Genomic DNA, 11759 nt, shown 5'->3' on the forward strand with positions numbered 1-11759 from the left:
GAATTGGTAGAGACCAATTGTGTGGGTTCCTCTAAAGGTCTGGACCAACTCATTGACGGGTTCGTGTCAGCGCAGCATTCTGCTGGCACGTTCCCCCACAGGAGGTCCAGACGTGAAGCGTCTCCATGCACTGGGTTCCGGCGTGGCCGCCGCGGCCCTCGCCGTCGCCGGGCTCGGCGCCAGCACCGCGCTCGGCGCGGGACAGGCCAGCGGCGCCACGGCGGCGCCGAACGCCCTGAGCAACCAGTGGTACGCCGCCGCTCCCTACCTGATGCCGACCGACAACAACCCGCCGGACGCGACCGCGATCATGGACGCCACCGGCCTCAAGGCCTTCCAGCTCGCCTTCATCCTGGCGCCCAACGGCGGCGGTTGCAGCCCCACCTGGGGCGGCACCAGCGCGGTGTCCTCCGACACCGCGGTCGCCGGCGTCATCTCGGCGATCAGGGCCAAGGGCGGTGACGTCTCGGTCTCCATCGGCGGCTACGGCGGCACCAAGCTCGGCCAGGCGTGTTCCGACGCGGCGTCCACCGCCGCGGCCTACCAGCAGGTGATCAGCAAGTACCAGCTCAAGGCGATCGACTTCGACCTGGAGGAGCCGGAGTACGAGAACACCGCGGCCGTCGCGCACGAGATCGGCGCGGCCAAGATCCTGCAGCAGAACAACCCGGGCCTGTTCGTGTCGGTGACCACCGCCGGCACCGCGGCCGGCACCGGCTGGTTCGGCCAGCAGATGCTCAACGAGGCCAAGTCGCAGGGCTTCACGCCCAACAACTTCTCCATCATGCCCTTCGACGGCGGCTTCAACGGCGCCGCCTCGCAGACCGCCGCGCTGACCGCCTTCAACGGCCTGCTCAAGTCCACCTTCGGCTGGGACACCGCCACCGCGTACGCCCACGAGGGCTTCTCCGGCATGAACGGCCGCAGCGACTCGGGCGAGTACTTCTACCAGGCGGACTTCCAGACCGTGCTGGACTACGCGACCAGCCACGGGATGGGCCGCTTCACCTTCTGGTCGCTCAACCGGGACCGCCAGTGCAGCCCGCCGGACAACGGCACCACGTCCGGTACGTGCAGCAGCGTGGCGCAGGGCAACTGGGACTTCGCCAAGTACTCGGTGAAGTTCGCCGGCGCCACCCCGCCCAGCACCCCGCCGCCCACCACTCCGCCGACCAGCCCGCCGACCAGCCCGCCCGGTGGCGGCAGCTGCACGGTCGCGGCCTGGACCGCGTCCGCGGTCTATGTCGGCGGAAACGAGGTGTCCCACAGCGGCCACAAGTGGAAGGCCAAGTGGTGGACCACCAACGAGGAGCCCGGAACCACGGGTGAGTGGGGCGTGTGGCAGGACGAGGGCACCTGCTGACGGCTCATAGGTTGGCCGAAAACTGATGGTGGGTCCGCGGCGATCAGGCCGCGGACCCACCCTTGTGTCGGCCCCCGCCCGGTCTGGCGTGCGCAAAATAGCCGTGGCGCGTTTTCGCACCTACACATGCCGGTGGTTGTTGACCGAAAACGGACGTCGCACCACCGGTTCAGTGTTTCGTTCGGTACAGGTGATCAGTAGCCTCGCAGAGTAAGCGGCCCACCGTCCGGGAGACCCGGACGAGTTGACCCGGCACCACGATCTGGAGACTCCCACCGTGACCGACCGGCCTTCCTGGGCACCGCCCGGCATCGACATCACCGTGCCCAGCGTGTCGCGGGTGTACGACTACTTCCTCGGCGGTTCGCACAACTTCGAGGTGGACAGGGAAGCGGCCCGGCACGCGCTGCAGGCGATGCCCGGCATTTCCAGGATCGGCCAGGCCAACCGGGCCGCCATGCGCCGCGCGGTGCGCTTCGCCATGGACCGCGGCATCGACCAGTTCCTCGACATCGGCTCCGGCATACCGACGTTCGGCAACGTCCACGAGGTCGCCCACTCGCTCAACCCGGACGCCAACGTGGTCTACGTCGACAACGACCCGGTCGCGGTCGAGCACAGCAAGGCCGTGCTCGACGGCCACCAGCACGCCGCCATCGCCGCCGCCGACCTGCGCGACCCGCGCTCGATCCTGGAGCACCCCGAGACGCGGCGGCTGCTGGACCTCGACCGGCCGGTCGGGCTGCTGCTGGTGGCCGTGCTGCACTTCCTGCCCGAGCAGGACGACCCCTACGGCGTCGTCGCCACCCTGCGCGACGCGCTCGCCCCCGGCAGCGTCATGCTCATCACCTGCGCCACCCTGGAGGACGGCCCGCTCAGGGACAGCCAGCTCGGCGTCCAGGCCGCCTACCAGCGCACCAGCACCCCGCTGCTGATGCGTACCAAGCCCGAGGTGGAACGGTTCTTCGACGGCTTCGACCTGCTGGAGCCCGGGGTCGTCCCGCCGCCGTGCTGGCGCCCCGACACCCCGCCGGACGAGGACGACCCCGCGGTGCGGCACGGGCTCGCCGGTGTGGGGCTGAAACCGTGACCGCGTGGCCCGCCGTCGCCGGGTACACGGCGGCGAGCGGAAGTCCGGCGGCGAGCGGTACGGCGGTGGCCGGCGACAACCTGGCGCGGTTCGCCGCGATCTGGAGCCGGGCCATCTACCCGGTCACCGCGACCTCGATGACCAGGCCCGAGTTCGAGCAGCACCTGCTGCCGCTGGCCGGCGTCCTGCGCGACGCGCTGCACGCCTACCGCTTCGAACCGCGCGACGCCGTCCCGGTCGGCGCGGGGCTGGTCGCCGCGCACTGCACCGACCCGGAGGCGCTGCCCAGCATCCTCGGCGTGATCGACGCCTACCTGGTGCTCTACTGCGGCCCCGGCCTCGACCTGCCCGCCGACGAGATCCGGGTGCGCTGCTCACGGCTCCAGCACGCGGTCGCCGTCGGCTTCTCCCGGGCGCTGCGCGAACGCACCCTGCACGAGCAGGAGTCGATCTCCCGGGCCGCGCTGAACGCCAAGTCCGAGGCGGAGAGCGCGCTGGCCGCCAGCGAGGCCCGCTTCCGCGCGGTCTTCGAGGGCGCCGCCGTCGGCATCGGCATCGCCGACCTCGACGGCACCGTCGTGGAGATCAACGAGGCGCTGACCCGGATGTTCGGCAGCGAGGCGCACATCATGCGCCGCAAGGCCAGCGAGTGGGTGCACCCGGACAACGCACCCGAGATGCAGAACCTCAACCGCGAACTGGTCTCCGGCGAACGCGACCACTACCACATCGAGAAGGCCTACCCGAAGGCCGACGGCTCCGTGCTGTGGGCCAACGTCCAGGTCTCGCTGCTGCGCGACGCGGCCGGCCTGCCGCAGTACCAGCTGGCCCTGCTCGAGGACATCACCGAGCGCCGCCGGCTGCTGGAGCGGCTGCGCCACCAGGCCACCCACGACGCGCTCACCGGACTGCCCAACCGGGCGCTGTTCTTCGAACGCCTGGACCGCGCGCTCAGCGACACCGACGACCACGGCAACGACCTGGGCGACCGCAGGATCGGCGTCTGCTACCTCGACCTCGACGGCTTCAAGGCGGTCAACGACAGCCTCGGCCACGCCGTCGGCGACCGGCTGCTGGTCGCCGTCGCCGACCGGCTGCGCGGCTGCGTGACCTCGCCCGACCAGCTGGTCGCCAGGATCGGCGGCGACGAATTCGTCGCGGTCTACGCCGACCCGCCGAGCCTGCGCGCCGTCACCGACCTGGCGGGCCGCATCCTGAACGCGCTGTCCACCCCCGTGCTGCTCGACGACCGCCAGCTCCCGGTGCACGGCAGCATCGGCATCGTCCACGGCCCGGTCGGCGCGCGCGGCCCCGCCGATGTGCTGCGCAGCGCCGACATCACGATGTACCGCGCCAAGGAGCGCGGCGGCAACCGCTACGAGGTCGCCGACGCCGCCGCCGACGCCCGCGCCATCACCCGGCACGGGCTGACCAACCAGCTGCCCAGCGCGCTGCGGCACGGCGAGTTCTTCGTGGAGTACCAGCCGCTGATCGGCCTGGAGAACGGCGCCGTGCTCGGCGCCGAGGCCCTGGTGCGCTGGTGCCACCCGGTGCACGGGGTGCTCGGCCCCGACCAGTTCATCCCGCTCGCCGAGAGCACCGGGCAGATCGTGCCGCTCGGCCGCTGGGTGCTGGAGCAGGCGGCGCTGCAGGCCCGTGACTGGCAGGACCGTCACTGCATGGGCCCCGCGCCCCGGATCAACGTCAACCTCTCGCCGGTGCAGCTGGGCCACCCCGACCTGGTGGCCGAGGTCGCCGCGGTGCTCGACGAGACCGGTCTGCGGCCCAGCGCGCTGTGCCTGGAGGTCACCGAGAGCGCGCTGATCGGCGCCGACGAGGACGCGCTCAAGCCGCTGCGCCGGATCGCCGACCTCGGGGTCGCGATAGCGCTGGACGACTTCGGCACCGGATACTCCAACCTGTCGTCGCTGCGATGGCTTCCGGTCAGTGTGCTCAAGCTCGACCGGTCCTTCACCCGCGGCATGCGGCAGCAGCCCGCCGACCCGGTGGAGATGAAGATCGTCGAGGGCATCGTCTCGCTCGCCCACACCCTCAACCTCACCGTGACGGTCGAGGGCGTCGAGACCCGCATCCAGGCGGAACACCTGCGCGCCCTGGGCTGCGACACCGCCCAGGGCTGGTATTACGGCAAGGCGGGACCGGCCGACCAGCTGCACCGGCTGGCCCGCGCCGACGCGCGCTGACCGTCCGCACCGGCGCCGTGCGACGCGCACCGGCCCGCGTGGGCGGGCGGTACGGGCCGATGTGATGAAATCCCCAGGTACACCGCATTCGGACCGGGGAGTTCGCACTGAGTACCGCAGCCGCAGAGACGCTGTCCGTCGCCGCGCTGCTCGTCGTCCTGGGCTTCGCGGTGCTCCGGCCGCACGGCTGGCCCGAGGCCGTGGCCGCGGTGCCGGCCGCGGCGCTGCTCACCGCGGTCGGCGCGGTGCCGCCGTCCGCCGCCTGGCACCAGATCAAGGAACTGGCCCCCGTCGTCGGCTTCCTGGCCGCCGTGCTGGTGCTGGCCGAACTGTGCGCGCAGGACGGGCTGTTCACCGCCGCGGGCGACGCCATCGCGCAGGCGTGCAGGGGCGAACCGCAGCGGCTGCTCGGCGGGGTCTTCGCCGTCGCGGCCGTGGTGACCGCGGTGCTCAGCCTGGACGCCACGGTGGTGCTGCTCACCCCGGTGGTCATCGCGACCGCCGCCCGGGCCGGCGCCCGCGCCCGCCCGCACGTCTACGCCTGCGCCCACCTGGCCAACTCCGCCTCGCTGCTGCTGCCGGTCTCCAACCTGACCAATCTGCTGGCCTTCACCGCGGCCGGGGTGACCTTCACCCGTTTCGCGCTGCTGATGGCCGTGCCGTGGCTGCTGGCCGTCGGCATCGAATACCTGGTCTTCCGCCGCTTCTTCGCCGCCGACCTGAAGGTCACCGAACACCCGCCCGAGCGCGGCGAACCGCCCGCCGTACCGGTCTTCACCCTGGTGGTGCTCGGCCTGACGCTCGCCGGCTTCGCGGTCACCTCGCTGGCGGGGTTCAATCCCGCGTGGGCGGCCCTGGCCGGCGCGCTGGTGCTCGGCGGACGGGCGCTGCGCCGCCGCCGGGCCACCGTGGGCGGGCTGGTGGCCGCGGCGGGGCCGCTGTTCTGCCTGTTCGTGCTCGCGCTCGGCGTGGTCGTCGAGGCGGTGGTACGCAACGGGCTGTCCGACGCCGCGGACCGGATCCTGCCCTCGGGCAGCGGGCTGCTCGCGCTGCTGGGGACCGCCGCCTTCGCCGCGGTCCTGGCCAACGTCATCAACAACCTGCCCGCCGTCCTCGCGCTGCTCCCGCTGGCCGAGAGCGCGGGACCGGGACCGGTGCTCGCCGTGCTGATCGGCGTCAACCTCGGCCCCAACCTCAGCTACGCCGGGTCGCTGGCCACCCTGCTGTGGCGGCGCGTGCTCCACGACCACGGCACCGAGGCGTCGCTGCGCACCTTCACCCGGCTGGGGCTGCTCACCGTGCCGCCGACGCTGGTGGCCTCCACCGTCGCGCTGTGGGCGGGGCTGCGGCTCACCGGCACCTAGGGGTGTCGTGGGGCCGCGGCCCCGCCCACGTCAGTCCTGCTTCTCGAAGGAGGTCGGCGACCCCGCCACCTGCGAGCCGCTGCCCAGCCGCAGATGCTTCGCGTCGGTCATCGACAGGGTGTACAGGCCGCCGGAAATGCAGCGCAGATTCGAATCCGGGTCGCTGGGGACACTGGTGACCGCCCGGAAGACCATGGTGGCGCCCTGCGCCTGGGAGAGCTGGAGCTTCTCGGTGCAGCCGGCGTCGGAGCCCGAGCCCGCCAGCCGGACGGCGCTGGACTGCTGCCCGACGGTGCTGCCCAGCCCGCCGCCGGTCAGGGTGAGGGTGACCTTGATGTCCTCGGTGCCCTGGCTGAGGCTGCCGGTACCTTCGCCGTACCAGGTGCCGACCCAGGCGGCGGGCAGCGCGTCGGCGCCCGACGACGGGGCCGACGGGCTGCCCGTGCCCTTGTCGCCGGAGCCGCCCCCCGAGCCGCCGGTCTGGCTGAGCACCACCGCGACCACGGCGCCCACCACGGCGACCGCGGCCACGACGGCCACCAGGCTCGTACGCCGCCGCCGCCGCGGGCCGGGCGGCGCCGGGTAGGAGCGGGCCGGGCCACCGTAGGGGCCGTAGGACGGCGTGACCGGCGCCGGGCCGACGGGGGCCGTCGCCGCGTACGCGGCCGGGGCCGGACGGGCGGGCGCCGGCGCCGCGTACGCCGTGCTCGCCGGGCCGTACGGCGAAGGGCCGAGGCCCGCGGTCGGCGTCGCTCCGAGCGCGGCCCGCGCCAGCGAGTCCCTGGCCCGCAGCTCGGCGGCCAGCTCCGGCAGCGCCGCCGGCCAGCCGCCGGGGGCCGCGGAGCCGGGCAGCAGGCCCGCCGCGGCCCGCGCGTCGGGGCGGTCCCCGGGGTCCTTGGCCAGGCACGCGCGGACCAGCGGCAGTACCGACTCGGGCACACCGCTCAGGTCGGCGTCCTCGTGCACCACCCGGTAGAGCAGCGCGGGCGCCGACGGCTCCTCACCCGGACGGTGGAAAGGCCCGCGCCCGGTGGCGGCGTAGACCACCACCGCGCCCAGCGCGAACAGGTCGCCCGGCTCGGACGCCACCCCCGCGGTCGCCTGCTCGGGCGGCATGTAGCCGGGGGAGCCGATCATCCCGCCGGTACGGGTGTGCCGGGAGTCCTCCGCGGCCCTGGCGATGCCGAAGTCGATCAGCAGCGGGCGCTGCCCGGCCAGCAGCACGTTGGACGGCTTGACGTCGCGGTGCGCCAGGCCGGCGTCATGGACGGTCCGCAGCGCCGCGCACAATTCGGCGGCCAGCGACGCCACCGCGGGCGCCGGCAGCGGGCCGCGCGCCGCGACCCAGTCGGTCAGCGACGGCGCCGGCACGTACTCGGTCGCCAGCCACTGGGGACTGCCGCCCGGCGGGCTGAAATCCACCACCGCGACCGTCCACGGCGACCGCACCCGGTCGGCGTGCCGGATCTCCCGCGCGAACCGGTCGCCGAAGCCGGGATCGAGGGCGAACTCCGACCGTACGGTCTTCAGCGCCAGCGCCCTGCCCGCCGGGGTCCGCGCCAGAAAGACCTGCCCCATACCGCCCGCTCCCAGCCGTGCGAACAGCGGATACCCGCCGATCGACCGCGGGTCGCCGGCCCCCAAGCTCTCCATGCGCGAAGCGTACGACGGCCCGCCCGCCCGCCCGCGCCGCTTCGGGAAACCGGTGGCCGCGCCCCGGATCCGCGGGTCCCGCCGGGCCGAGGCACCGGTGACGGAGTGTCGCCCGATCAGGCATACTCCAACCGCCGGTCCCGTTGATCGACCCGTGCCGTGATCCGGTACGGGAGTGGCGTGGCCGGGTATGCCCATCGGACGGCACCGCCCACCCACGGTGGTATGCCGCCGTCGCCCCCGAGAGGGAGGAGTGCGCCGCCATGCAGCAGTACGGCCCGCAGCCGGTGTCCCGCCAACTGCCCACCGAGGAGGCGCGGGATCTGCTCGCGCTCACCCGGGACCTGGCCCAGCGGGAGATCGCCCCCGCCGCGGCCGCCGATGAGGAGGCCGGGCGCTTCCCCCGCGAGACGTTCGCCCTGATCGGTGAGGCCGGGCTGCTCGGCCTGCCCTATCCGGAGGAGTACGGCGGCGGAGGCCAGCCGTACGAGGTGTATCTCCAGGTGCTGGAGGAACTGGCGGCGGCCCGGCTGACCGTCGGCCTCGGGGCCAGCGTGCACACCCTGTCCTGCCACGCCGTCGCCCACTACGGCAGCAAGGAGCAGCGCGCCGAGCACCTGCCCGGCATGCTCGGCGGCGCCCTGCTGGGCGCGTACTGCCTCTCCGAGCCGACCTCTGGCTCCGACGCCGCGGCGCTGCGGACCCGGGCGGCCCGCGACGGCGACGTCTGGACGATCGACGGCACCAAGTCCTGGATCACCCACGGCGGCATCGCCGACTTCTACACGGTGCTCGCCCGCAGCGGCGGCGAGGGCGCGCACGGCATCTCGGCGTACCTCGTACCGGGTGACACCCCCGGCCTGTCGGCGGCCGTGCCCGAGCGGAAGATGGGCCTGAAGGGCTCACCCACCGCGCAGGTGAATTTCGACGCCGTCACGGTGCCCGACACCCGCAGGATCGGGGAGCCGGGCCAGGGCTTCGCCATCGCGCTCGGCGCGCTGGACTCCGGGCGGCTCGGCATCGCCGCCTGCGCGACCGGCCTGGCGCAGGCAGCACTCGACGCCGCGCTCGGATACGCCCTGGAGCGGCGGCAGTTCAACCGGCCGATCGCCGACTTCCAGGGCCTGCGCTTCATGCTCGCCGACATGGCCACCAGGATCGAGGCCGGCCGGGCGCTCTACCTGGCGGCGGCCCGGCTGCGCGACGCGGGACTGCCGTTCTCGGCGCGGGCGGCCATGGCCAAGCTCTTCTGCACCGACACCGCGATGCAGGTGACCACGGACGCCGTCCAGGTGCTCGGCGGGTACGGCTACACCGCCGACTTCCCCGTGGAGCGCTACATGCGCGAGGCGAAGGTGCTGCAGATCGTGGAGGGCACCAACCAGATCCAGCGGATGGTCATCGCCCGTCATCTGGCCGGCCCCGAGTCCAGGGGCTGACGGCCTCGCCCGCGGCCCGCGGGAAAATGCCGGGCCGGCGTCGTCCACGCCGGCCGGGCGCCGCGACGGTGGAACTAGGCGGCGAGCCCCTGCTCCGGCATGGAAATGGGGCGCGACTCGGGGCCGCCGACGTGCGAGAACGGCTGCGTACGCCAGTCGAGGCCGGCGGGCAGCGTGAGCAGCCTCGCGAGGTCCTGCTGCGCGACCGCGTCCGCGCCGCCGCCGGCCGGGCGGGCGTCGGCCACCGCGCGGCCCGAGCCCCCGCACACGGTCAGGCCGAACGGATTCCACGGCGTGGGGCACAGCGCGTGCTGCGGCAGCTGCTCCTCGTCGGTGAAGACCGCGATGGGCCGCCCGCAGTCGGGGCAGGACAGCCGGACGACATCGCCGAAGTCCTCCTCGAACACCTCATCGGCGTCCAGTCCTTCGGCACCGTCCATGAGGTCGTCCGACACGTCGGTGTCGGAGTCCGCCGGCTCGGCGGCCGGGAAGGCGAACGCGTCGCGTTCGTGGCCCTCCTCGAACGCGGGCCTGATCCGCTCGCTGCGGCTGTGGCGCACGTGATTACGCATGCTGCGTCTCCCCTTGGGTGGGATGCCCTTCATCGGGTCGGCCCGGCGTCACGCCCATGGCCATAGCGAGCACTTCCCGCCACGCTACGCGAGTAACCACGCCATAGCGGACCGAGCCGTCCACCCGGTGTGGCCTTCGTCACACTCGTCGTTATGGCTGGTTCATGCGCCCCTGCCGTGCGCCCGCGCACCCCCTTGTGCTCCCGTGCGGTGCCTTGCCGTTCGGCCGGATATGGTGCCAACGGGCGAGGCCAGGACAGGTCCCGCCGGGAGCGGAAGCGTGACGTGATGCGAAGCAACTGGGCCGGGAACCTGACCTTCTCCGCGGCCGAAGTGCGCCGTCCCGCCACCGTCGCGGAACTGCGCTCGCTCGTCGCCGCCGGCCGCCGGGTCAAAGCACTCGGCAGCGGCCACTCGTTCAGCGACATCGCCGACACCGACGGCACCCTGATCGATCTGTCCGCGCTGCCGCCCGAGATCGACGTGGACACCGCCGCCCGTACCGTCCGGGTCGCCGCCGGTGTGCGCTACGCCGAACTCGCCGCACACCTGCACGCCCGCGGTTTCGCGCTGCCCAACATGGCCTCGCTGCCGCACATCTCGGTCGGCGGCTCCGTCGCCACCGGCACCCACGGCTCGGGCGACGCCAACGGCGGCCTGGCCACCTCGGTCTCCGCGATCGACCTGGTCACCGCGGACGGCGGCGTCCACGCCATGAGCCGGGACGCGGACGGCGACACCTTCGACGGCGCCGTCGTCGCGCTCGGCGCCCTCGGCGTCGTCACCCACCTCACCCTGGACCTGCGGCCGGGGTTCGAGATACGCCAACGGGTCCTCACCGGCCTCGAACTCGCCGACGCCACCGCGGACTTCGACGCGATCACCGCGGCCGCGTACAGCGTGAGCCTGTTCACCGACTGGCGCGGGCCGCGCTTCACACAGGTGTGGCTCAAGCAGCTCGCCGACGCCCCCGGCGCCGACTTCCCGTGGGCCGAGCCCGCCGGCACCAAGCTGCACCCGGTGCCCGGCGTCGACCCCCTGCACTGCACCGAACAGCACGATGTGCCAGGCCCCTGGCACGAGCGGCTGCCGCACTTCCGGCCCGGCTTCACGCCCAGCAACGGCGAGGAGCTGCAGTCCGAGTACCTGGTGCCCCGCGCGCACGCCGCCGCCGCGCTGACCGCCCTGGACGGCGTGCGCGACACCGTCGCGCCGGTCCTGCAGATCTGCGAGGTCCGCACGGTCGCCGCCGACCGGCTCTGGCTCAGCCCCGCCCACGGCCGCGACACCGTCGCCCTGCACTTCACCTGGGTCAAGGACACCCCGCGGGTCCTCCCGGTGCTCACCGCCGTCGAAGCGGCCCTGGCCCCGTACGAACCGCGCCCGCACTGGGGCAAGCTCTTCACCACCGCCCCCGCCGAGGTCCGGGCCCGCTACCCGCGCATGGGCGACTTCCTCGCGCTGGCCGCCGCCACCGACCCGGCCGGCACCTTCTCCAACGGCTACCTCGATCGGATGCTGCACGCATGACCGAAACCACCGGCGGGCCGGTAAGGTCGTCGGCTGTGGAGGAGCTGGATCGTCAGATCGTGGAACTGCTCATGGCCGACGGGCGGATGAGCTACACGGACCTGGGCAAGGCCACCGGCCTTTCCACCTCGGCGGTGCACCAGCGGGTCCGCCGGCTGGAACAGCGCGGGGTCATCCGCGGGTACGCCGCGATCGTCGACGCCGAGGCCGTCGGGCTCTCGCTGACCGCGTTCATCTCGGTCAAGCCGTTCGATCCCAGCGCGCCCGACGACATCCCCGAGCGGCTGGCCGACGTCGCCGAGATCGAGGCGTGCCACTCCGTGGCGGGGGACGAGAACTACATCCTCAAGGTGCGGGTCGCGACCCCGATCGAGCTGGAGCACCTCCTCAGCCGGATCCGCACCCTCGCCGGCGTCTCCAGCCGCACGACGGTGGTCCTCTCCACCCCGTACGAGTCCCGCCCGCCGCGCATCTGAGGGCCGCCCGCCGCGCGCCCCGGCCCTCACCGCGGGAAGGCCGCGGGGCACGCGGACAGGGTCGGACG

General features: G+C 73.3%; 9 protein-coding genes. 7 read left to right on the forward strand and 2 right to left on the reverse strand.

The window, feature by feature from the left end:
- The first annotated feature begins 112 nt into the window (after positions 1 to 112).
- The 4 genes from OHA86_RS31815 (at position 113) to OHA86_RS31830 (ending at position 6021) form a co-directional block, all read left to right on the forward strand.
- Entirely contained in the window at positions 113 to 1363 is a 1251-nt protein-coding gene (locus OHA86_RS31815; RefSeq protein ID WP_329180870.1) for a carbohydrate-binding protein, read from the forward strand.
- A 277-nt stretch (positions 1364 to 1640) separates the two neighbouring features.
- Complete coding sequence (locus OHA86_RS31820) at positions 1641 to 2453, forward strand: SAM-dependent methyltransferase (RefSeq protein WP_329180872.1); 813 nt, start codon at positions 1641 to 1643, stop codon at positions 2451 to 2453.
- A gap of 65 nt (positions 2454 to 2518) precedes the next feature.
- Positions 2519 to 4657: a putative bifunctional diguanylate cyclase/phosphodiesterase gene (locus OHA86_RS31825; RefSeq protein WP_329182629.1), complete on the forward strand. Its 2139-nt coding sequence runs from the start codon at positions 2519 to 2521 to the stop codon at positions 4655 to 4657.
- 107 nt (positions 4658 to 4764) lie between these two features.
- The gene (locus OHA86_RS31830) at positions 4765 to 6021 is read left to right on the forward strand and encodes an SLC13 family permease (RefSeq protein ID WP_329182630.1); all 1257 of its coding nucleotides are present in this window, start codon (positions 4765 to 4767) and stop codon (positions 6019 to 6021) included.
- Between the two features lie 30 nt (positions 6022 to 6051).
- Here OHA86_RS31830 and OHA86_RS31835 read toward each other — a convergent pair whose 3' ends face one another.
- A complete protein-coding gene (locus OHA86_RS31835; RefSeq protein ID WP_329180874.1) occupies positions 6052 to 7674 on the reverse strand; it encodes a serine/threonine-protein kinase in 1623 nt (540 codons plus the stop codon).
- A gap of 263 nt (positions 7675 to 7937) precedes the next feature.
- Here OHA86_RS31835 and OHA86_RS31840 point away from each other — a divergent pair, with 263 nt between their 5' ends.
- The gene (locus tag OHA86_RS31840; protein WP_329180876.1) at positions 7938 to 9113 is read left to right on the forward strand and encodes an acyl-CoA dehydrogenase family protein; all 1176 of its coding nucleotides are present in this window, start codon (positions 7938 to 7940) and stop codon (positions 9111 to 9113) included.
- 74 nt (positions 9114 to 9187) lie between these two features.
- Here OHA86_RS31840 and OHA86_RS31845 read toward each other — a convergent pair whose 3' ends face one another.
- The gene (locus OHA86_RS31845; protein WP_329182631.1) at positions 9188 to 9553 is read right to left on the reverse strand and encodes a hypothetical protein; all 366 of its coding nucleotides are present in this window, start codon (positions 9551 to 9553) and stop codon (positions 9188 to 9190) included.
- Positions 9554 to 9973: 420 nt separating this feature from the next.
- Here OHA86_RS31845 and OHA86_RS31850 point away from each other — a divergent pair, with 420 nt between their 5' ends.
- The gene (locus OHA86_RS31850; RefSeq protein ID WP_329180878.1) at positions 9974 to 11215 is read left to right on the forward strand and encodes an FAD-binding protein; all 1242 of its coding nucleotides are present in this window, start codon (positions 9974 to 9976) and stop codon (positions 11213 to 11215) included.
- Between the two features lie 35 nt (positions 11216 to 11250).
- Complete coding sequence (locus OHA86_RS31855; RefSeq protein WP_329182632.1) at positions 11251 to 11691, forward strand: Lrp/AsnC family transcriptional regulator; 441 nt, start codon at positions 11251 to 11253, stop codon at positions 11689 to 11691.
- The last annotated feature ends 68 nt before the right edge of the window (positions 11692 to 11759 follow it).

The sequence above is a fragment of the Streptomyces sp. NBC_01477 genome (assembly GCF_036227245.1).
Classification (GTDB): Bacteria; Actinomycetota; Actinomycetes; order Streptomycetales; family Streptomycetaceae; genus Actinacidiphila.